General features: G+C 33.0%; 25 protein-coding genes. 10 read left to right on the top strand and 15 right to left on the bottom strand.

Annotation, left to right across the window (positions count from 1 at the left end):
• Positions 1-32 precede the first annotated feature (32 nt).
• Positions 33-416, top strand: coding sequence for a winged helix-turn-helix transcriptional regulator (locus tag EG348_RS18815; protein ID WP_123984491.1), 384 nt, complete (start codon positions 33-35; stop codon positions 414-416).
• A 40-nt stretch (positions 417-456) separates the two neighbouring features.
• Here EG348_RS18815 and EG348_RS18810 read toward each other — a convergent pair whose 3' ends face one another.
• Complete coding sequence (locus EG348_RS18810) at positions 457-1650, bottom strand: MFS transporter (protein ID WP_123984490.1); 1194 nt, start codon at positions 1648-1650, stop codon at positions 457-459.
• Positions 1651-1876: 226 nt separating this feature from the next.
• Here EG348_RS18810 and EG348_RS18805 point away from each other — a divergent pair, with 226 nt between their 5' ends.
• Positions 1877-2665 (top strand): SDR family oxidoreductase, encoded by a 789-nt coding sequence (locus EG348_RS18805; RefSeq protein ID WP_123984489.1) that lies wholly within the window; start codon positions 1877-1879, stop codon positions 2663-2665.
• 39 nt (positions 2666-2704) lie between these two features.
• Here the strand turns inward: EG348_RS18805 and EG348_RS21950 are convergent, their stop codons facing one another.
• Positions 2705-2920, bottom strand: coding sequence for a fibronectin type III-like domain-contianing protein (locus tag EG348_RS21950; RefSeq protein ID WP_228414883.1), 216 nt, complete (start codon positions 2918-2920; stop codon positions 2705-2707).
• On the bottom strand, positions 2917-3300 hold the full coding sequence (locus EG348_RS21945; RefSeq protein ID WP_262696689.1) for a hypothetical protein: 384 nt from the start codon (positions 3298-3300) through the stop codon (positions 2917-2919). The genes EG348_RS21950 and EG348_RS21945 overlap by 4 nt, the downstream gene beginning before the upstream one ends.
• A gap of 172 nt (positions 3301-3472) precedes the next feature.
• On the opposite strand from EG348_RS21945, the gene EG348_RS18795 reads away from it, so the two are divergent.
• Entirely contained in the window at positions 3473-4222 is a 750-nt protein-coding gene (locus tag EG348_RS18795; RefSeq protein ID WP_123984488.1) for an NUDIX hydrolase, read from the top strand.
• A 185-nt stretch (positions 4223-4407) separates the two neighbouring features.
• On the opposite strand, the gene EG348_RS18790 is transcribed toward EG348_RS18795, so the two are convergent.
• The 4 genes from EG348_RS18790 to EG348_RS18775 form a co-directional block, all read right to left on the bottom strand.
• The gene (locus EG348_RS18790) at positions 4408-5034 is read right to left on the bottom strand and encodes a chloramphenicol acetyltransferase (RefSeq protein WP_123984487.1); all 627 of its coding nucleotides are present in this window, start codon (positions 5032-5034) and stop codon (positions 4408-4410) included.
• Between the two features lie 103 nt (positions 5035-5137).
• The gene (locus EG348_RS18785) at positions 5138-6208 is read right to left on the bottom strand and encodes an alpha/beta hydrolase (RefSeq protein ID WP_228414781.1); all 1071 of its coding nucleotides are present in this window, start codon (positions 6206-6208) and stop codon (positions 5138-5140) included.
• Positions 6209-6213: 5 nt separating this feature from the next.
• Positions 6214-6783, bottom strand: a complete 570-nt coding sequence (locus EG348_RS18780; protein WP_123985114.1) for a DapH/DapD/GlmU-related protein — start codon at positions 6781-6783, stop codon at positions 6214-6216.
• A 93-nt stretch (positions 6784-6876) separates the two neighbouring features.
• Entirely contained in the window at positions 6877-7701 is an 825-nt protein-coding gene (locus tag EG348_RS18775; protein WP_123984486.1) for a helix-turn-helix domain-containing protein, read from the bottom strand.
• 497 nt (positions 7702-8198) lie between these two features.
• Between EG348_RS18775 and EG348_RS18770 the strand changes: the two genes are divergently transcribed.
• Positions 8199-8930 (top strand): MBL fold metallo-hydrolase, encoded by a 732-nt coding sequence (locus EG348_RS18770; protein ID WP_123984485.1) that lies wholly within the window; start codon positions 8199-8201, stop codon positions 8928-8930.
• A gap of 13 nt (positions 8931-8943) precedes the next feature.
• Here the strand turns inward: EG348_RS18770 and EG348_RS18765 are convergent, their stop codons facing one another.
• On the bottom strand, positions 8944-9285 hold the full coding sequence (locus EG348_RS18765) for a helix-turn-helix transcriptional regulator (RefSeq protein WP_123984484.1): 342 nt from the start codon (positions 9283-9285) through the stop codon (positions 8944-8946).
• Positions 9286-9985: 700 nt separating this feature from the next.
• Positions 9986-11212, bottom strand: coding sequence for an MFS transporter (locus EG348_RS18760; protein WP_123984483.1), 1227 nt, complete (start codon positions 11210-11212; stop codon positions 9986-9988).
• 171 nt (positions 11213-11383) lie between these two features.
• Between EG348_RS18760 and EG348_RS18755 the strand changes: the two genes are divergently transcribed.
• From EG348_RS18755 to EG348_RS18740, 4 genes are all read left to right on the top strand, one after another.
• Positions 11384-11974 (top strand): TetR/AcrR family transcriptional regulator, encoded by a 591-nt coding sequence (locus EG348_RS18755; protein ID WP_123984482.1) that lies wholly within the window; start codon positions 11384-11386, stop codon positions 11972-11974.
• 70 nt (positions 11975-12044) lie between these two features.
• Entirely contained in the window at positions 12045-12503 is a 459-nt protein-coding gene (locus EG348_RS18750; RefSeq protein WP_123984481.1) for a hypothetical protein, read from the top strand.
• 2 nt (positions 12504-12505) lie between these two features.
• Positions 12506-12808 (top strand): DUF3817 domain-containing protein, encoded by a 303-nt coding sequence (locus EG348_RS18745; protein ID WP_123984480.1) that lies wholly within the window; start codon positions 12506-12508, stop codon positions 12806-12808.
• The gene (locus EG348_RS18740) at positions 12805-13158 is read left to right on the top strand and encodes a rhodanese-like domain-containing protein (RefSeq protein ID WP_123984479.1); all 354 of its coding nucleotides are present in this window, start codon (positions 12805-12807) and stop codon (positions 13156-13158) included. Before EG348_RS18745 ends, EG348_RS18740 begins: the two co-directional genes overlap by 4 nt.
• A 39-nt stretch (positions 13159-13197) precedes the next feature.
• Here the strand turns inward: EG348_RS18740 and EG348_RS18735 are convergent, their stop codons facing one another.
• Together EG348_RS18735 and EG348_RS18730 are read right to left on the bottom strand one after the other, a co-directional pair.
• Entirely contained in the window at positions 13198-14154 is a 957-nt protein-coding gene (locus EG348_RS18735; protein WP_123984478.1) for a nitrilase family protein, read from the bottom strand.
• Between the two features lie 59 nt (positions 14155-14213).
• Entirely contained in the window at positions 14214-15017 is an 804-nt protein-coding gene (locus EG348_RS18730; RefSeq protein ID WP_123984477.1) for a helix-turn-helix domain-containing protein, read from the bottom strand.
• A 349-nt stretch (positions 15018-15366) separates the two neighbouring features.
• On the opposite strand from EG348_RS18730, the gene EG348_RS18725 reads away from it, so the two are divergent.
• Complete coding sequence (locus EG348_RS18725; protein WP_123984476.1) at positions 15367-15876, top strand: pyridoxamine 5'-phosphate oxidase family protein; 510 nt, start codon at positions 15367-15369, stop codon at positions 15874-15876.
• A gap of 109 nt (positions 15877-15985) precedes the next feature.
• Here the strand turns inward: EG348_RS18725 and EG348_RS18720 are convergent, their stop codons facing one another.
• A complete protein-coding gene (locus EG348_RS18720; RefSeq protein ID WP_410494133.1) occupies positions 15986-17065 on the bottom strand; it encodes an Atu1372/SO_1960 family protein in 1080 nt (359 codons plus the stop codon).
• Positions 17066-17191: 126 nt separating this feature from the next.
• Here EG348_RS18720 and EG348_RS18715 point away from each other — a divergent pair, with 126 nt between their 5' ends.
• A complete protein-coding gene (locus tag EG348_RS18715; RefSeq protein ID WP_123984474.1) occupies positions 17192-17992 on the top strand; it encodes an AraC family transcriptional regulator in 801 nt (266 codons plus the stop codon).
• 35 nt (positions 17993-18027) lie between these two features.
• Here the strand turns inward: EG348_RS18715 and EG348_RS18710 are convergent, their stop codons facing one another.
• The 3 genes from EG348_RS18710 to EG348_RS18700 all read right to left on the bottom strand — a co-directional run bounded on the left by EG348_RS18710 (position 18028) and on the right by EG348_RS18700 (position 19967).
• Entirely contained in the window at positions 18028-18813 is a 786-nt protein-coding gene (locus EG348_RS18710) for a phosphatase PAP2 family protein (protein ID WP_123984473.1), read from the bottom strand.
• Between the two features lie 225 nt (positions 18814-19038).
• Positions 19039-19539 carry a CinA family protein gene (locus tag EG348_RS18705; protein WP_123984472.1) on the bottom strand — a complete coding sequence of 167 codons (501 nt, stop codon included), beginning with the start codon at positions 19537-19539 and terminating at the stop codon, positions 19039-19041.
• Between the two features lie 125 nt (positions 19540-19664).
• Positions 19665-19967 carry a hypothetical protein gene (locus EG348_RS18700; RefSeq protein WP_123984471.1) on the bottom strand — a complete coding sequence of 101 codons (303 nt, stop codon included), beginning with the start codon at positions 19965-19967 and terminating at the stop codon, positions 19665-19667.
• Positions 19968-20042: the final 75 nt, after the last annotated feature.

Genomic DNA, 20042 nt, shown 5'->3' with positions numbered 1-20042 from the left:
TTAATTGTATGGTACTAACAAATTTGTAAGTAATGGCAAAGAAAAAGGAAAATTCGACGAATAGTATTAATGCACAATATATTACGGAATGTGATCTCACGTATGCTGTTTGTAAAATTGGAGGAAGATGGAAACTCTTGATTTTATGTAAACTTGAAAATGGTAAATTACGTTTCAGTGAGCTCAGAGACCGAATTTCAGGGATTACTGAAAGGATGCTTACCCTCCAGTTAAGAGAAATGGAAAAGGAAGGATTGTTAAAAAGGACCGTTCATGCTCAAGTTCCGCCGAGAGTAGATTATGAACTGACGGAAATTGCCAGAGAGCTGATCCCTATTTGGAAACAGCTTGAAGACTGGGGAAAAAAGCATAAAAAATTAATAAAAGAACAGCTGTTGGAAGTTGATGAAAATTGATAGGATTTATTTATTCAAATATTTTAAAATTAAAAATAATCTAGCTTCCGATTTCTTTATTAACCTTGTTAGAGAACAGTATATGAGCAATTAAAGCTAATAAACCAAAAGATGCTCCCACGAAACAAACACCGTCCCATTGTGCATACTGCCAAGCGATAGATGCTAACCATGTTCCTAATGATCCGCCGATGAAATAACAAACCATATACACGGTATTTAATCGGTTTACGGCATTAGATTTTATTAAAAAATAATTGGTCTGATTCATAATGTGGCTCGACTGTACACCCAAATCTACTAGGATAACGCCTACAATAAGTCCCCAATACGTTTCTCCTCCAAAATACGTGAACGCCCAGCTTCCCAAAACAACCAGCAAAGAATATGAAATAATTCTGTTAATATCTAAGAATTTTTGAAGTTTTCCGACTTTCGCAGCGGCTAAAGCTCCTACTGCACCCGCTAATCCGAAGCTTCCTACAACCGATGCACCCGCATTAAATGGCGGTTTTTCCATGTGAAAGACCAACGTTGTAAACAAAGCACACATCGATCCAAAAGCCATCGCTCCACGAAATGATGCAAGCTGTAAAATAGGCTGTGTTTTTGCTAAATGCCCCACAGACCGCATCAGTTCTTTATACGTTCCTTTGAAATTAGGCTGCATTTCAGGTAGCATTTTGTAAACAGCAAACCATACCAGAATCATCAGTCCTGCGGCAATTCCGAACATAGCTCTCCATCCCCAGACATCGCCTACGATTCCGCCTATAAACCTTGATAATAGAATTCCTAATAACAAGCCCGACATTACTGTTCCGATGTTTGAAGATTTTTCTTTGTCAGACGATAGTTCAGCGGCGATAGGTATAAATAATTGAGGAATTACAGACGTCACTCCAATCAGCAGACTCGCCGCATACAACATCCATAACTGAGTCGCAAATGTCATCCATAACAAGGATCCGAATACTAGAAATAGATCGATCAAAATTAATCTTTTACGCAAAAATTTATCTCCCAAAGGAACGATCATTAATAATCCGACTGCATAACCGATTTGGGTAAGCATAGAAATTCGGCTGGCTGCACTTTCAGAAACATTTAAATCTTTCGAAATAAGCCCCAATAATGGCTGATTATAATAATTGTTGGCCACTACAAGTCCGGAAATAATGGCCATTAGCCAGATCACAGTACGCGAAATACCGTTAGAAGCGTTCATCTGCATGGTAAAAATTTACTTCAAATTTAGTTATAGAATTCTTCACTTTAAGTATAATTCAAATTGTTAATGATTAATTATCAGATTAATGAAATCAATTAGAAAAAGAATGTTTTTTAAAGATAAACAAAGGTAAAGAATTAAACTCTTTTATCCTCAAATCAAGCACTTTTCCGTACATTTATCTATCAAAATTCAAGGATTAAAAAAAATAATTTAAACATACATATTCATGAATATTCAACTAATATCAAAAAATGCATTGGTAGGAGCCGCTACCCAAGGAATCGGAGCCGGAATTGCCACGGAATTGGCAAAATGTGGTGCAAATGTCACGGTAATGGCTCGAAATGAAGAGAAATTAAAAAATTTTGTCGCTTCTTTACCGATTATCAATGAAGACCAGAAACATCAATATCTGGTGGCTGATTTTTCAGATTTTGAAAATTATAAAGGAATTATTTCAGAATATTTTAAAAATAATTCGGTTGATATTCTTGTCAATAATACTAACGGTCCTGAGCCAGGAGTTACCTTAGAAAAAATGGTAGATGATTATCAGAAAGCCTTTGATTTGGTTTTCAAAACAGTTTGTGAAACCACAAATTTGGCTTTACCTTATATGATCAAACAAAAACACGGAAGAATTATCAATGTATCTTCTCTGTCGGTAAAATCACCTATTAATAATTTAGTGCTGTCAAATTCTATTCGCTCTGCAGTGGCCGCATGGGCAAAAACGCTGGCTAATGAAGTGGCACAATATAATATTACGGTTAACAATATTCTCACGGGATATTTTGATACTGAACGAATCAAAAAATTAATTGATCATGAAGCCGAACAGAACAACCAGTCTGTGGAAGAAATAAAAAAAGGACGAGAAGATAAAATTCCTATGAAAAGATTAGGAAAGCCTGAAGAATATGGTCATTTGGTCGCTTTTTTAGCTTCAGAATACGCGGCTTATCTTACCGGAGCCAATATTCCTCTGGATGGAGGATTGAATAATACGTATTAAAAAAGAGGTTCGCATTGAACCTCTTTTTCGTTGTTTATTTTAAGGTCTTAAATCCTTAAATTGTTTGTCAGCAGGAAAAACATGCTGTACTTTTTCTACGATAATTTCTGAATTTACTTTAAACTTTGCATTTTGTTTTATATCTAAAGATGATGTCCCGACAGAAACTTTATACTTCCCTTTTTCAGCAATCCACGCGCTTTTATCAGTGATAAATGAGGCTAAATCTTTCGGATTAAGCTGTAAAGTGACTATTTCACTCTCACCAAGCTGTAATTCTTTCGTTTTTGCAAAGCTTTCAGTTCTGATTTTGGCTTGTAGATTAATTTGTTTGGAGCAGAGGAATACAATTCTACCACTTCTTTTCCGGCTACTTTTCCATTATTTTTAACCGTAACACTCACCTGAATTTTATCTTTAAAAGTTGGTGAACTGATTTTTATATTTGAATAATCAAAACTGGTATAAGATTTTCCAAATCCGAATTCATACGAAGGTTTTACGTTAAAAGTGTTGAAATAACGGTATCCGACATAAACTCCCTCTTCATACGTTACTTCTTTTGGGTTTTCAGCAGGAACTCCCGGGAAGTTTTTCGCAGAAGGCGTATCTGAATATTTTACAGGGAAAGTCATCGTTGATTTCCCTGAAGGATTTATTTTTCCTGAAATAACGTCCGCTACAGATGAATCAATGAATTGTAAAGTCTTAAATTTTCTCCAAAATTTGATTCAAGAATGCATTTTCGGGATTGTCTCAAAATTTTTATTACTAAATTTGTGATATTACGTTTTTCATACAATGCAAATGGATTCCAAACAGCAACTGTTAGATAAATCAAACGAAGCCCGAGAGCTTTTTCTTCCTCATATATCCGCCGATCCTGTGGTTTTTGGATTTGAACAGAACGAGTTAAAGGTTTTACTGATCAAGATGAATTACCGAAAACAATGGCTGCTACCAGGAGGTTACGTGAGAAAAGATGAAGATCTGGATGAAGCTGTGGAAAGAATTTTAAGAGACAGAGCCGGTGTAACAGGTGTTTATCTCGAGGAATTTGGAGTCTTTGGAAAGAAAAACAGAAGTGAATTTTATTTTGAAGATTTTGATGAAACGCTTTTCCATAAGCAAAGATTTATCTCAATCGGATATTACGCTTTGTATAATCCTACAAAGTTGAATCCTATTTCGGATGAATTCAGTGAGAAGGTTGAGTGGATCTATTTAAGTCAGTTATCTGAAATTGAACTGGCAATGGATCACCGTGAGATCATAGAAAAAGCATTAATGACTTTACGAGAAAAAATCTCAACAAAACCTATCGGATATAATCTTCTACCTGAAAAATTTACTCTTTCTGAATTACAGAAATTGTATGAAGCTATTCTAGGAAAAGAGCTCAATCGTGGAAATTTTTACAGAAAAATCAAGAACCTTGGAATTTTAAATAAATTGGAAGAACAGAGACGCGGCGGCGCTCATAAATCCCCTGATCTGTATTCTTTTGATGAAGAAAATTATGAGAAAGCGTTGGAAAACGGGTTGAGTAATTGGTAGAATTGTGGTTGGAAGCGGGAAGATGGATGATGGAAGTTTGAAAATCTTTGATTTTTATTTAAACATTAAGTTTGTCATTCCGGAGGAATCTCAACACATATATTAGAATAAAATCTTTATAAATTTTGTTTAGATTCCTCCGGAATGACAAATTATGATGTATTATTTTCTTACTTAATATAAAATTAAATGTCAAGCTGTCTTTGAAATTCCTCCAAATATCTTGCAATATGAATTCCGTCTGCTAAACCGTGATGTGCTTCAATAGAAACAGGCAAGAATTTTTTACCGTCGCGGATACTGAATTTCCCAAAAGTAATTTTAGGTACAGATTCCGTTTTATCCAAAGGAGTCGGATGAAGTAAAGCGCTGAAAGAATTCCATGGAATGGTAGAATGTCTGATCAAATCTTTGCCCAATTCTCCGTTATTCATTCTGATTCCTGTTGTATTTTGCACTCCTTCAATTTCGCTTTGTAATTCGGCATTGAAAACATCAAAATCTTTAGAAAAATGGATGAACGCAAAACCAAAAGTTCCGTCTGCCCTTCCGATGGTTGTTCCTGCATGAATATCATCAAATTCAACAACTTTGCCATCAAGAATTCTTAATCTTAATTCATACACAGAATTCACAGCAACCATCGATTTGTGAAGGTATGAGGCAAAAAAGGAATGTCCTTCATCCTTCGCTTTTTGAAATGCTTTTGTACAGTCTACTTCCGTTGTAAAGCCAAAATACGGACTTGCCATTCTTGAGAAAAATTCGAAATGTTCTTTTCTGTTCCAGTTTTCTACATCGATAATCTTCATTTTATCTTCATTTATATTTTTGCAAATTTCAGGAAGTTTTCTGATTTTAAAAAATTGTAAGAGCGGAAAATTGCATTATAAGGCTTTTGAATTATGATCTTTTTTATAAATTTTGTTTGAAAAATTCGTCCAATTTATCAAAAGGAATTAAATCTGTCTTATCATATAAATCAACATGCCCGGCTCCTTTGATGTAATATAATTCTTTTGGTTCTGCCGCTTTTTTGTAAGCATCTTCACTGAATTCTTTTGAATGTGCTTGATCACCAGTAATAAAAAGCACGGGACGTGGTGAAATGGTTTCGATATCATTGAATGGATAGAAATTATTAAATTTCACCACACTGCTTAACGTTGGATGTGTAGTGAGTAATGGAGAACTGCTTTTTGGGGTGTATTCACCTCTAGGCGTACGATAGAATTCAAAAAACTCCTTTTGAATAGGATCTGTATTTTCATCAATTTTATGAGTTGTTCCGCCAATATATTTTGTTTCACCACCTAAAAATTCTGTATACCGTTGCTCGGCTGCTTGTTTTTGAGTTTCTTTTCTTTGTTCAAGAGTTTGAGAATGATTCAAACCATTACGACTTGCACTTCCCATATCGTACATACTCACTGTTGCGATCGCCTTTAATCTGGGATCTATTTTTGCTGCACTTAATACAAAACTTCCGCTGCCACACACTCCAATAACTCCTATTTTTTCTCTGTCAATAAAAGATCTGGTGCCTAAAAAATCAACAGCAGCACTGAAATCTTCGGAATATACATCTGGTAAAACGGCATTACGTGGCTCACCTGCACTTTCACCCCAAAAAGAAAGATCTATTGCCATTGTGACGAATCCTTTTTCTGCCATATGGGAAGCATACACATCTGCACTTTGCTCTTTTACGGCTCCCATTGGATGTCCAACAATAATGGCAGGATGTTTTTGGCTTTGGCTAAAACTTTTTGGAATAAAAAGATGACCAACTACGTCCATATTGTATTGGTTTTTAAATACAATTCTATACATGATCAAATTATTACTTACCTTAAAAGTGGTAAATGTATCTGGCGATATTTGTTTCATTTCGGTATTCACTATTTTGCTGTTTTGCTTTTTCTGGGCGGATGCTTCTCCAAAAAATAAAAGAGATGCTCCTATAATCACGATAAGTTTATTCATTGTATTTAATTATGCTGAATTGATTTTATAAATTTTGCAGGAACTCCGCCTACCACAGTATTGTCAGGAACGTCTTTTGAAACCACCGCACTCGCTGCAACCACTGAATTTTCACCGATGGTTACTCCCGGAAGAATTGTTGCATTAGCACCAATCCAGGCTCCGCGTTTAATGGTTATTGGTTTTGTGAGTAAAGCTTTTCTGTCGTTAGGATCTAAAGGATGATTTTCTGTGATGAGATTAACTTTCGGACCTATCAATACCTCATCTTCTATCACAATTCCGCCCATATCGAGAAATGAACAGGCATGATTGATAAATACATTTTTTCCGATGCTAATAAATTTCCCGAAATTGGTATGAAATGGAGGAAATATAATTGTGCTTTCATCAATAGGCGTCCCAATAATTTCTCCCAAATAATGACGGATTTGTTCTGTATCTGTAGCATTATTGAGTGATTGAGAAAGTATGATAGTTCTGTTGACGATCTTATTTATTTTAAAATACTCCGGATCTGTAGGACGGATGGCTTCTCCTGATTTTAATCTTTCTAAAATATCTTTTCTGTACATCATTTTATCTTTATTAATACAAGACAAAATTAAAAGCAAAGCCTCACAACGACATTGTTGTAAGGCTCAAATATTCTTTCTTAGAAGCTCATCTTAAGATAATTCTGTAGGAGGAAATCCATATTCTTTTTTGAATGCTGTAGAGAAGTGTGATGGGTTTTTAAAACCTACTTCTATATAAACATCCTGTACTTTTTTTCTTTTTTCTTTTAGTTTATCATAAGCAACTTCAAGGCGTTTTTTAATGAGCCATTTTTGCGGAGTTAAATTACTTATTTTGCTAAAATCTCTTTTGAATGTGGCTAAACTTCTACCTGTGTAAGAAGCAATCTGCTCCATTGTAAGTTCATCCATGTAATTTTCATTCATGAATTCTAAAATATCTATTTTCCAGGGTTCTGTAAAATCAAAAAGAATCGGATAGAATTTTTCCGAACTGTTTAGCAAAGCATAAATCCCTTCTAATAATTTTAAATGAATAACTCCTTCTGTGGGTTTTATATTGGTGTCGAAATATGGCGTCAATGATTGAAATAAGCTGGTAATATCGGGGCGAGTTTCAATCTTAAATATATTATTTTCAGGTATTGAAATATTTTTTGGAATCTCAGATTTATTTAATTTATTAAAAAAATCCCGTAAAACATTTCTTTTGAATGTTAGAGAAATCCCTTTATAAAGTTCTTCTCCTACACTGTTTTTATACATTAAAATCCGGTGATCTCTTCGAATGAAAGCACATTCTCCAGCTTTTAAAGTGATTTGTTCGCCTCTGTCCTGGATGATTTGTTCGCCAGAATATAAATATACTAAAGTATGACCCGGTGTTGCATGAATGCATTTTTCGCTATAATCTGAAAAACAGGACAGAAATATTCCTGAATACCCTAATGTTCTCAATTTCTCTGTTTCTTCCATTACACCTTGATTTTATTTAATTAAATTTAGTAAATTTATTGCTTTAATCATTATCAAATCTTATTGTAAGGCTCAATTATTATTTCTTAAAAGCTCAAAAAGAATTATTTTCAATTTTTTATAAATTTTATGTTTTTTAATTCGCAAGGATTTTATCTGCGATAAAATTGATTACGTTATAAGTTACTGTGGAATGACAAAGTTTATGGAAATTAAAAAACTACCAATTGAAAATCTTTGATTTTCTTGCGCTTTAAAATCTTTGCGCTTTTGCGATGGTTCTGCACCAGAAAAAACAATGTCTTTTGATTTTGGAAATCATGATGAGACCTGCTGTGGTAGAATTTATGAAAAAACTGAAAAGTTACTAATCGATAACAAGAAATTATAATGAAGTATATTACGTTAATGATGATAATTAGGTGATCGGTTTTACCGATGATTTATATCGAAAAAAAACGTTTTCCAGATTTATAAATTATCAGGAAATTTGTAAGATGAAAATCATACCATTAAAAGAAGGGAATTTTTCGGCCAGTAAAACGAAAGACTTTACACTTTTAACAGAAGAAAATATTACGGATGTTAAAGGAATAAAAATGTCTGTACAGCCTTTCCTTATCATTACTGAAAATGATTGTATCTTGTTAGATACAGGGATCGGATGGAAAAATGAAGAAGGTAAAACTGTTATCTCTGAGATTTTAAACCGAGAAAATATTAAACCGAATCAGATCACAAAAGTCCTTCTCTCCCATCTTCATAAAGATCATATTGACGGAATGATAAAAAATACTGAAGATGGTTTTGAGTCTAATTTTCCCAATGCAGAAATTTATATTCAAAAGCGTGAACTGGATTTTGCAATGGAAAATAAAGGCAGTCATTCCTTTGATTTTGACATCCTTGAAAAACTGATTCAATTGCCCAATATTATTTGGATGAATGACGATCAAGGACAGATCACGGATGAGATCTCTTTTGAAGTTGTTGGCGGTCATACCCCATTCATGCAAGTTTTTTGGATCAAAGAAAATGATGAAATCGCCTTTTACGGAGCGGATGATCTTCCACAGGAATCTTATCTAAAATATCATGTCGCTTACAAAAGTGATTTTGATGGCAGAAAAGCAAGTGAATTGAGACAAAAATGGGAAAAAGAAGCTACAGAAAACCATTGGAAAGTATTGCTTTACCATGATCTTGATAAAGCAATAGTAGAATTTTAACTAAAAAAATGGTTTATATATCTGTAAACCATTTATAAATATCTAATTCTGAAGGAATATTCAGTTTTTTTCTTATTCTGTTCTTTCTGTTCTGAATTGCTTTTGGCGTAACATAGGTATATGTCGCAATTTCCTTGGTCGTTAGGTTGAGTTTTAAATAAATACAAAAAATAAGTTCCGAATTTTTAAGATTAGGCTGTATCGAAGATATTTTGTTGAAAAAATCAGGATACGCTAATCTGAATTTATTCAACAAACGCGGAGAGTTTTCTTTAGCTAATGCAATAATTTCGTCTTGTGCTAAAAATTTTTGATTTAAATCTTCTAAATTCAATTCAGGTTTTTCGTTTTTCATAATAATTTTCTCATCTCTACTGTACATTCTGTTGCTGATTTATGGATTGTTTTAAAATTCAGCGGCAGAATTTGATTCTTCATTTTCTCTCAATATTTCAATCATTGATTTTTATGTCTGACAGTAATCAAAAGACATAAAATATAATTGAATTTTTTATTCCTTCAACTTTTTAAAATAAAGTTATTTTCTTGGTATTGATATATTTTTCTCTATTTACGTATTTATGCTTAATATTATTTTAATAAATGAGTTTTAATCTTAATTTGTAATGGTAGACAAAGAAAGAAAAAATGATTAAAATTTTCCTGAATTGAAATACCACATACATACCACGCGACACTATTGAACAGTCTATTTTCACTGTTTTTTATCAAGTTTTTTAGAATCGATTTTATTTTAATTGTGAATGCTCAAATATATCAGATTCTGATATTGACTTTTTATGACCTCAATCAATGTTTTAATTTTTTTTAATTCCAAATTTAATTTTGAAATTAATATTTTGTGATACGCATGTGGTATTGTATTGTATTGTATTGTATTGTATTGTATTTTGTTGATGTTGATGAAAATTATTCTTTCTTTTTTGATAGTTAGCTGGATCGTCTGATTCATAAGTGTAAAATGATTGAAACGATATTCAAAACAAAAAGGCCACTCAAAAATGAATGGTCTTATAATATTTATTTTTAATTATTTACTTCAATTTATTTTTAGAAATACGAATGCTGTACATTGTTATTAAGACAGTTACCAAAAGAAACAAAGCTCCGATCCAAGGTGTACTTTCTATTCCCAGTGCTGAAGTTACAATCAAACCTCCTGAATAAGAACCAATAGCGATCCCGATATTAAATGCAGCAATATTAATTCCTGAAGCTACATCTTCTGTACCCGGTAATTCTTTTTCCGCGATTTGTACAACCAAAAGCTGTAATCCAGAAACCGTAGCAAATGATAATGCTCCTAAAAAGAAAAGCGTAATGATACTCAAAATCTGACTGTTTACGGTGAAATAAAATGCCAATAAAACCAAGCCTTGCGCTACAAACATCCAAAGTAATACTTTCAAAGGGTTTTTGTTGGCTATTTTACCGCCGATTAAATTTCCTAAAGCAATAGCAATTCCATAGACCAATAAAATGATGGTTACAACAGATTCTTTAAATCCTGTAATCTCCTGTAAAATTGGTGACAAATAGGTAAAGACCACAAAAGTTCCGCCATATCCCATTGCAGTCATTATGAAAGCAAAAATCAAACGTTTATTGGTTAAAACTTTTAATTGTTGTTTCAAAGATGCTGTTTTTCCTTTTTGTAAATTTTTAGGAATCAAAAGCATACTTGCCACTAATCCGATTATTCCCAAAATAGCTACCCCGATAAAGGTTGCTCTCCAACCAAAATGCTGACCGATAAAAGTCCCCAATGGAACACCTGTAACGATGGCTAACGTTAATCCCGCAAACATAATGGAGATTGCTGTGGCTCTTTTTTCTTCAGGAACTAAGGACGCTGCAATTGTCGAACCGATTGAGAAATAAACACCGTGCGCAAAACCTGTTAAAATTCTAGCTAACACTAAAGTGATAAATCCGGGAGCGATAGAAGCTAAACCGTTTCCGATCACAAAAAGAAGCATGATGGCTATTAATAAGGTTTTTCTCGGCACTTTTCCTGTTAATGCCGTTAATATAGGTGCACCAATTGCAACACCGATGGCATATAAACTTACCAAAAGCCCAGCTGATGGAATTGAAATGTTAAGATCACTGGCAACGGTTGGAAGCAGTCCTACAATGACGAATTCTGTGGTTCCTATCCCAAAAGCACTTATCGTTAATGCCCAAAGTGCTGCGGGCAGTTTTTTACTTTTTATGATTTGATGATCAGGATTGATCTTAAGATCATTTTGATAATTCATTGTCTTTGTTTTTAATGATTTTGATATGGCAAATTTCCGAGGTTTTATTGTATTATAAAAATTAGATAAATAGTAACTAAGTATCATTATAATTATACATAGGATTTTTAAGTAAAACTTGAAATCAGTAAAAAAGTTGTTTCTTTGTATAAAATACCAGTCAGTATCTTTATGAAAAAATCGGAAGCCACACGTCTAAATATTTTAAGAAAAGCATTTGAACTGATCTATGAAAAAGGATATCAGACAACAAGTGTTGACGAAATTATTGCAACCACTCAGGTTACAAAAGGTGCTTTCTATTATCACTTTAAAACTAAAGATGAGATGGGTTTAGCGATCATTAATGAATTGATGAAAACAACCTTTAAAAATACTTTTATTGAACCTTTTCAACTTACAGTAGATCCGTTAGATAGCATTTATGAATTGATGGAAAATATTCTCATGAAAAATGAGTTTTTAAAGGTGGAATACGGCTGCCCCACTTCCAATCTTACACAGGAAATGGCTCCCTGGAATGTGGAGTTTACCAAAGCGTTGAACAAACTTTCGTCAGAATGGGAACAAACAATGATCCAAGCCATCGAAAAAGGAAAGGAAAATGGAAAAGTAAAACAGGATGTTGACGCAAAAGGCATTGCTGTTTTTGTAATTTCTGGGTATTGGGGAGTAAGAAATTTAGGAAAATTAGTAAATTCCAAATCTGTATATCTTGTTTATTTAAAGCAACTTAAATCTTATTTTGATTCATTGAAATAATTTTTTTATTTAAAAACATACTAATTAGTATGTTTTTGTTTTACCTTTGCTTCATCTTAAAAATTAAAAGATGTACCAAACGCTTACTTTTTTGCATTCTACATTTCGGTGGCTGGTTTTATTAAGTCTTATTTATGCCATATTCACCGCTTATAAAGGTTATTTTTCAAACAGGGAATTCTCAAAAACAAATAATTCGGTAAGACATTGGACGGCGACCATTGCTCATATTCAGTTGATTTTGGGAATTATACTATATTCTCAAAGTCCGATCATCAAATATTTTTGGAAAAATTTTAGTTCTGCAAAAGAATCTTTTGATCTTTTCTTTTTCGGATTGATTCATATTTTTCTCATGCTGTTTTCAATTATTTTAATTACGATAGGCTCGGCATTAACAAAACGAAAAGAGACGGATAAAGAAAAATTCAAAACAATGTTGATCTGGTTTACGATGGCATTGATTATCATTTTTATTGCCATTCCGTGGCCGTTTTCACCTCTTGCTAACAGACCTTATTTCAGATAATTATGATACATTTATTTAAAACAAAAATCGGGAGATTAAGAATACTCGCTATTTTAGAAGGAATCTCTTTATTAATTCTAGTATTTATCGCAGTTCCAATGAAATATTGGATGGGAAATCCTGCTTTTGTAAAGATGATGGGACCGATTCATGGTTCTTTATTTCTACTTTTTCTTTTCAATACATTGAGTGTGGGTGTAGAGCAACACTGGAAGTTTAAAGAAATAACCTGGAAAGTACTTTTGGCTTGTTTTGTTCCGTTTGGAACGTTTTATATTGACATGAAAATTTTAAGCAAATTATGAGAAACTTATTAATTTTTTGCGGAATTATTCTTACGGTTTATATTGTGTATCGAGTGTATAGATATCAAACATTGGAGGATGGCTTAGATAAGCTGATTAAAAATGGAGCCATTATTTTAGATGTAAGAACAGAAAAGGAATTTGAAACGGGTCATATCGATGGATCTGTAAATATTTCATTAGGAACGATTAGAGAAAGATATACAGAACTTGATTCTCAAAAGACTTACATCACAGTCTGTTCGCATGGACTTAGAAGTGTGAAAGTAGAACATATTTTGAAAGAAAAAGGCTTTAAAAAAGTTTATAACGGGGGTGCCTGGAGTGATTTAGAAAAGAGCTTAAAGTAAATTTTTAAGCTCTTTCGTTATAGAAAATGTATTTTATTTTTAATCATTTTTACGATTAAGCCAAACCACTTTTTGTTCAGGCAGATGATCCCTGCCAATAATATCTTTATACAAATCAGGTCTTCTGGCTTTTATGTACCGGCTTCCTCCGGCTTGAGTAAGCTTTTCGGGAGTTATAACGACGGTTTCAAAGCTGTCATCAAACGAGCGACATTCTGCAATGATATCTCCAAAAGGATCAATAATCATCGAGCAGCCATTTTTCAATTGATCATCATCCATGCCGATAGGATTTGAAAAAACAACATACGCTGCGTTGTCATACGCTCTCGAAGGAAGCCATTTCATGAGCCAATCTCTGCCTTTCATTCCTTCAAACTCCAGACGTAAGGATGTTGGGTCTGCTACTCTATTTTCCCAAAGTTTCGGATCTACAAAACCTGCGCCCGGCCTTGAGGAAGGCGTACACATCGTAACATGAGGCATGAAAATTATATCTGCTCCCAGCAATTTTGTAGCTCTTACGTTTTCAATAATATTATTGTCGTAGCAAATCAGGATGCCGCATTTCCAGCCATGAATTTCGAAAATGCAGTATTCGTTTCCAGGTAAAAGATTGGGATTAATGAAAGGATGTAGCTTTCTGTATTTTGCAACAAGTCCATTTTTATCTACACAAACATACGCTTTGAAGAGATTATCATGTTCATCTTTTTCAAAAAGTCCTGCTAAGATTATGATATTATGCTTATTGGCGATTTGCTGCAAAGTCTGAATATTTTTTCCATCAGGAATCAATTCTGCAATATCAAGAAGCTGCTCCTTGTTGAGTTTTCTGGCAAATGTATATCCTGTAATGGAACATTCGTGAAAAGCGATTACATGAGAACCTTTGGCCGCTGCTTCTCCGGCAAGTCTTTCTATCACAGAAAGATTATATTCTTTATCACCGCTTTTATTTTCAAATTGTGCTGTTGAAATTTTGAGATTAATCATTTTTTTTCTACAAATTTATAATGACCGAAGTGCTAAAAATTGTAAAAAACCGACATAGATTACTGTGAAAGAAGCTCTATAAAGTTTACCGCTAATTTATTTTCTGTTTTTAAATATTCACTTGGTGTGAGCCCAATATTATTTTTAAATTCTTTGATCAAATGAGATTGGTCGGCATAACCTGCCTTGTAAGATAGACCCGTAATATTTTCTTCATTATTATTTATTTTCATTAAGCTTAAAAAGTAGTGAAGACGCGCAATATTACTATATTTTTTAGGAGATAATCCAATATAATTTTGAAATTTTCTTTCGATCTGGCGCTCAGAATATCCGGTAAAATGTTCCAGATTTTTAGACGTAATAATTCCTTTATTTTCAATAATATACTGTTGAGTCGCTTTTATAAGTTCATAATCGGAGTTGATTATTTTAGATAAAAATTGTGTGAAATAAATATTCAGATCATTGATGATTAACTTAGGATCAGTTTTATAAAATAGCTTTTCCTGAAAAATCTGCATTTCATTTTTTAAAACGTCTTCAACAGAAATAATTTGATTTTGGACTTCTTTCGCTGAGATTTTGAGGAGAATATTTAGAAAATAAGGCTGAAATACGACAGCAATTAAGGAAAATGAACCATTAGCAATAAGATCCTTATACAGAGTTAATTGTCCGTAGAAAAAAGAAAGCGGAAGTTGATTTCCTGAAAGATTTTGCAGATTAATATTAGCAGACAGAATAAGTCCCGTATTACCATCAGTAAACAGCCTTAATTTCTTTATATCTTCCTCAGAATTATCCAAGAAAATATAATGCTTGATGTAAGATGCTAAATGTTTCGGTGGGGAAATCTGCATAGATCAAAATTAGGTAAAATAGATTTAAGTTATAATGTAAACTTTTTCATGATCTAACATAAAGTGTTCCCTTGTTCCAATAAAGATATAAAACAATAACATACAGAAAAATGATTCTATTACGCATAGGAAATAGCTCACCATTCTTGAATGTATCAGTAATATGAATGCCAGATTATTATCATTATATTAAAAGTAATAAAAAAGTAAAAATATATTTTAAGACTGGGAAAAATGTAAAATGAAATTCTTTTGGTCAGGTTTTTGAAGTATAGTTTATATCAATAAATATTAAAATTATTATTGATTTAATTCTTATTTAAAACTAAATCACTTAAAATATTATATTATGTCAACAGAAAATCTTACACATCTAGAAGCAATTAAAAAAATCAAAGAACTGTCTGAAAGTGCAAAAATCTGTATGTTTTGTACAGAACTGGAAACTCTTCCGATCAATTCAAGACCAATGGGTTTACAGGAAACCGATGATGAAGGGAATCTCTGGTTCATCAGCAGTGATGACAGCAACAAGAATTTTGAAATAAAAGAAGATCGCAGAGTACAGTTGTTTTTTATGAATAATGGTGATTATCAATATCTTTCTGTATTTGGAAAAGCTACTGTTTACAAAGATAAAACGACGATCGAAGATAAATGGTCACCTATGGCTAATGCTTGGTTTGAAGAAGGAAAAGATGATCCCAAAGTTTCAATTATCCGTGTAGAGCCTACTGAAACCTATTATTGGGATACGAAAGTTGGAAAACTGGTAAGCCTTTTTAGTTTCGTAGCCGCAGCCGTTACAGGAAAAACGACTGATAATTCCGATGGCGTGGAAGGAAATGCAATTGTTTAATTAACGAAGAATTGCTAATTCTCAATATAAAAAGCAGTGAAAATTTTTCACTGCTTTTATTTTATTATGAAATTTAATCGATATGCCTGATTATTGAGCTTTATTTAAACTACTCGACTTCAAAAATAGCCTGTATTTCCACAGAAGAATTTACCGGAATAGACGAAGCACCTAATGTTCCTCTCGCGTGTTTTCCTTTATCTCCAAAAACCTCCACGGTAAGATCTGATGCGATATTCATCAAATCGGCATGTTTCGTATAATCATCTTTGGTATTGAAAATTCCTGTGAGTTGTACACATTGCTTTACTTTGCTTAGATCTCCGCCAACAGCTTCTTTCAAGACAGATAAAACATTCAGCATGGTTGCTTTTGTAGCATCTTTTACCTGTTGTTCATTCACATCAACTCCTAATTTTCCGGGATTTAAAATTTTTCCGTCTTTCAAAGCAACCTGATTAATAAAAATCAGATTTCCTGAACGTACAAATGGCTTATAATTTCCTGCAGGTTTTGGAACCTGAGGAAGAACGATATTTTTTTGTTTTAAAATATCATTAAAATCTTGAGGCTTTTCATTTGCAACTATTGCTTTTTTAGCAAATGTTCCCTTTAAAGCTAAAGCTACTTTTGCGAAGTTTTTTCCCTGAAGTTCGGCAAGATTTCTTTCATCTTTTGTAGGTCTTTCAACGTCTTTCAAAGAAGCCATGCTGGTAACTCCCAACACCGTATTTCCCTGAGGGATCGTTTTATTAATTCCTTCTGTTCCACGAATTCCGTTGGAAACCATAACCATTCCGTGAACGGTAAGACAATTCCAAAAAGCCTGTAAAGCCAATTCTTTACCTGCTCCACTTCCTGCAGACATGAAAACCGTTGCCGGCATTCCTTCCAATGAGTGGTTGGTCCAAAGATTGACTGTTTTAGATAAAAATTCGCTCATTCCGGTGCTGATGTTTCCGAAATAAACGGGTGAACCAAAAGCAATTCCGTCGTAAGTTGGAAGTTCCTCCACCGTTGCAACTGGAATATTCTTTAATTTTTGATTTTGAGATGTTTTTACTTGTTTTATAATTGCCGTTGCGTTTTTGTCGCTTTCAATTCCTTTGGCGATTTCTTTTGCCAGTTCGTAGGTGCCACCATTGTCTGAATGGATCAAAACCAATACTTTAGCTTTATCTTGTGCCATGATGTTTGTGATTTTTAGTAATAAGAGTAATACAAAAAGAGAACCTAATTTTTTCATTCTAAATGGGATATATTTTTATAATACAAATTTAGTAATGACGTTTTTATTAAATTTGCCAAAAACTTTATGCAAAACGACAAGGTGAAATGTGGTTTGACTGAACACAAAGAGAGTCAGTTTATCGACAGTATTGAAAAAGAAGCTTACGTTTGGTGCGAACAAAACTGGAAACATGACGATTACGAGCATACCCATAACCGTGCTCAACTAACGTATGTGGAAGAAGGTTATCAGTATTTTCACATCGATCAGAAGATCTATCTTGTGCCGCAAAACCATGTGATTTGGATACCTTCCGGGAAACCTCATCGCATTACTTCAGAAGCAAAAACGGTTAATTTGATACTTTTTTTATTTAAATCTGGCTTAAAAGAGGATTTTTATGAAAATGTTCAGGTTTTTGCCATTCCTCCTGTTTTACGGGAAATGCTTTTGTATGCTACAAAATGGAATAAACTTTTGGAAGACGACGAGGAACAAGGCATATTTTTTAAAGCTATTTTAAAGAGTCTGCCTCATTTTTGCAAAGAAAGTAATTATTTGGAAATTCCCGTTCCCACGGACTCGCGATTAATCCCGGTTTGTAACTATATTAATTCAAATTTTAAATATAATCTAAACATTGATATTCTAGCCGAAAAAGCACAAATGTCTGTAAGAAGTTTACAGAGGATTTTCAAGCATGAAACAGGAATTACACTTCAAAAATATTTACAGTTGATACGAATTCTAAAAAGTGTTGAATTAATCGATATGAAGCAATATACACTGAGTGAAGTTGGTTTTAAAGTTGGCTATCAGAGTCTTTCTGCCTTTACGTCTTCTTACTTTTCTATCATGAAATCGAAGCCCAAACCGAAGAAGTAATTTTTTAAGATCCTTTTTTAGGCTTAAACCAATGATTAAAAATTTTTCACCAAACCAACTCCCATATTTCCCTGTTGGTAAAATGGCATGATCATCGTTTGTGATTTGTCTTTTTTACCGCCTAAAAGATTGACGATTTGAGGATATAGCCAATAGGCTAACTCTGTAGATAGAATTCCGAATCCTGCCCCGCCAATCACATCGCCGAACCAATGTTTGTTGTTTAGCATTCTGTAAACGCCTGTAAAAACGGCAAAAGAGTATCCCGAAATTCCCAGCCAAAAGTTAGTGTCTTTATATTCTCTGTACATGAATTGGGCAGAGGCAAAAGCGATTGCGGTATGGCCGGAGGGAAAAGAGAGATTATTCGATTGGTCGGGTCTTTCTTCTTTTACAATATGTTTTAAAGGAAGGGTAATCGCAGAAGTAATCAACATAGAAGTTCCGTAAATTATGCTTCTGTTCCTAAAATTATGTTTTCCTTGAACTCCAGCGGCATTGAGTCCGTAAACCAAAACAGCGGGAGCAAATTGTGTATAATTATCAAGCCTGATATGATCCGGTTTATGTTCTCCGATTTCGTATTGAGTAGAAAAATTTAGTTCCTTTAAGCTTTTTATACTCAAACTTGCGACTCCGTAAGAAATAAATGCGGTCGGAATGATCAGTTTTTTATAACTGAACTCATGTGTTTTATCCTCTGAATTTGGTTTTACAGCAACGATACTACTCTGAATTGTGTCAACAGCTAAATTATCTTGCGCAGCAGCATGTTGAAAAATAATTAAACTTAAAAATAAGCTTGCAAATAAATTTTTCATTTGATTTTATTTGAATTAAAACATATAATTGTACCTTAATCAGAAGGCTTTCAAACGTAGTTTTTATTCGGCTAATTTACAGTTTCAATTGTAGTATTTCGAATTAAATCTTTTTAAATATACTTAATCTTAAAAAAAATAAAACCATAAAATACATTATGGTTTTATCAGTAATTTAAATATATTAAGATAATGAAGTGGTCGGATTAAAGGATTTACTACTCTTTATTTTAGAATTAGTAATTGATTCATTTCGCTTTTAAAGCATCCTAAAATAAACTCTGTGTAATATAATTGAGCGTTCAGGGCTTGAGTTTTGGGATGTAATTCTAACTTTTTGGTAAGAACGATTTCACCTTTATAAGAAAACGAAAAATACGCGAAAACTTTATATAGAGAATTACGTATCGGCGTGCAATAGCCAGTTGTGGCGATCGACCAGTCGGATTCAAAGAGTTTGGCGATATTTAAAGCCATTTTTTCTGCTATTTTCTCTGAGACGCAATCGGATTCTTCGGCTTCATCAGGATCAATGCTTAGTAGCCTTACCTTTTCGGGTAAAGTATAGGCCGTCATTCCGCCTTTGTAAAACAGAGAGGCATTGGGCATTTGTGAAAAAGCGAGCTGTAGACATCCTGAAGTTACAGTCTCTACAACTGAAATAGATTCGTTAACGCTTATTAATGAGCGACTGATATATTCAAGTAAATTTTGTTGAAATTTCATAGTAATAAGGTTTAAGTGATTGATTTATATAGGTGTTTTAATTTAAAATTTTAATGAGTATCAACTCATGTTGGGAACCTTTACTTTTTAATTTCTTTTTATATTTGGTGTTTTATTAATTATTTTTAGTCATAGATTTTCATGAATTTTTCAAAATAATGTAAATCATTTTTTTTCCTGATAGAAAGATAAAACAGAATCTGCTCCGGTTCATGCTTTCCAATACTGCTAAAATCATTAAATTCTGCAATTAAAGCCCTAATATCTTCTATTTTTTCTTCTTTTTCTGAAACTACAAATAATAAAAAAATGGTATCTTTTATTTCTTTTGCGTAGATAATATCATGATTTTCAAACCAATTTCTATTATTTGTAATTTTAGTAAAATGACTTACTTCCAGTGATTTTAATATTTTCTGATGATCCATTTTTTTCAGTATTCATGTTAAAAAAAATCAGATAAATCTTTACATAATAAGTGTTTTTTAGAGTAATTTAATCTC

Source organism: Chryseobacterium sp. G0201 (genome assembly GCF_003815655.1).
Taxonomy (GTDB): Bacteria; Bacteroidota; Bacteroidia; order Flavobacteriales; family Weeksellaceae; genus Chryseobacterium.
Note: the sequence above shows the minus strand (reverse complement) of the source record. Positions and strands in the feature narration are given on the sequence as shown.

Coding starts and splice junctions, on each gene's coding strand:
- EG348_RS18755 (WP_123984482.1), top strand. CDS start 11,384: ATGAAAAAATCGGAAGCCACACGTCTAAATATTTTAAGAAAAGCATTT.
- EG348_RS18810 (WP_123984490.1), bottom strand. CDS start 1,650: ATGCAGATGAACGCTTCTAACGGTATTTCGCGTACTGTGATCTGGCTA.
- EG348_RS18785 (WP_228414781.1), bottom strand. CDS start 6,208: ATGAATAAACTTATCGTGATTATAGGAGCATCTCTTTTATTTTTTGGA.
- EG348_RS18700 (WP_123984471.1), bottom strand. CDS start 19,967: ATGGATCATCAGAAAATATTAAAATCACTGGAAGTAAGTCATTTTACT.
- EG348_RS18750 (WP_123984481.1), top strand. CDS start 12,045: ATGTACCAAACGCTTACTTTTTTGCATTCTACATTTCGGTGGCTGGTT.
- EG348_RS18770 (WP_123984485.1), top strand. CDS start 8,199: ATGAAAATCATACCATTAAAAGAAGGGAATTTTTCGGCCAGTAAAACG.
- EG348_RS18710 (WP_123984473.1), bottom strand. CDS start 18,813: ATGAAAAATTTATTTGCAAGCTTATTTTTAAGTTTAATTATTTTTCAA.
- EG348_RS18775 (WP_123984486.1), bottom strand. CDS start 7,701: ATGGAAGAAACAGAGAAATTGAGAACATTAGGGTATTCAGGAATATTT.
- EG348_RS18795 (WP_123984488.1), top strand. CDS start 3,473: ATGGATTCCAAACAGCAACTGTTAGATAAATCAAACGAAGCCCGAGAG.
- EG348_RS18740 (WP_123984479.1), top strand. CDS start 12,805: ATGAGAAACTTATTAATTTTTTGCGGAATTATTCTTACGGTTTATATT.
- EG348_RS18745 (WP_123984480.1), top strand. CDS start 12,506: ATGATACATTTATTTAAAACAAAAATCGGGAGATTAAGAATACTCGCT.
- EG348_RS18720 (WP_410494133.1), bottom strand. CDS start 17,065: ATGGCACAAGATAAAGCTAAAGTATTGGTTTTGATCCATTCAGACAAT.
- EG348_RS18730 (WP_123984477.1), bottom strand. CDS start 15,017: ATGCAGATTTCCCCACCGAAACATTTAGCATCTTACATCAAGCATTAT.
- EG348_RS18790 (WP_123984487.1), bottom strand. CDS start 5,034: ATGAAGATTATCGATGTAGAAAACTGGAACAGAAAAGAACATTTCGAA.
- EG348_RS18715 (WP_123984474.1), top strand. CDS start 17,192: ATGCAAAACGACAAGGTGAAATGTGGTTTGACTGAACACAAAGAGAGT.
- EG348_RS18805 (WP_123984489.1), top strand. CDS start 1,877: ATGAATATTCAACTAATATCAAAAAATGCATTGGTAGGAGCCGCTACC.
- EG348_RS18735 (WP_123984478.1), bottom strand. CDS start 14,154: ATGATTAATCTCAAAATTTCAACAGCACAATTTGAAAATAAAAGCGGT.
- EG348_RS18725 (WP_123984476.1), top strand. CDS start 15,367: ATGTCAACAGAAAATCTTACACATCTAGAAGCAATTAAAAAAATCAAA.
- EG348_RS18815 (WP_123984491.1), top strand. CDS start 33: ATGGCAAAGAAAAAGGAAAATTCGACGAATAGTATTAATGCACAATAT.
- EG348_RS18780 (WP_123985114.1), bottom strand. CDS start 6,783: ATGTACAGAAAAGATATTTTAGAAAGATTAAAATCAGGAGAAGCCATC.
- EG348_RS18765 (WP_123984484.1), bottom strand. CDS start 9,285: ATGAAAAACGAAAAACCTGAATTGAATTTAGAAGATTTAAATCAAAAA.
- EG348_RS18760 (WP_123984483.1), bottom strand. CDS start 11,212: ATGAATTATCAAAATGATCTTAAGATCAATCCTGATCATCAAATCATA.
- EG348_RS21945 (WP_262696689.1), bottom strand. CDS start 3,300: ATGACTTTCCCTGTAAAATATTCAGATACGCCTTCTGCGAAAAACTTC.
- EG348_RS18705 (WP_123984472.1), bottom strand. CDS start 19,539: ATGAAATTTCAACAAAATTTACTTGAATATATCAGTCGCTCATTAATA.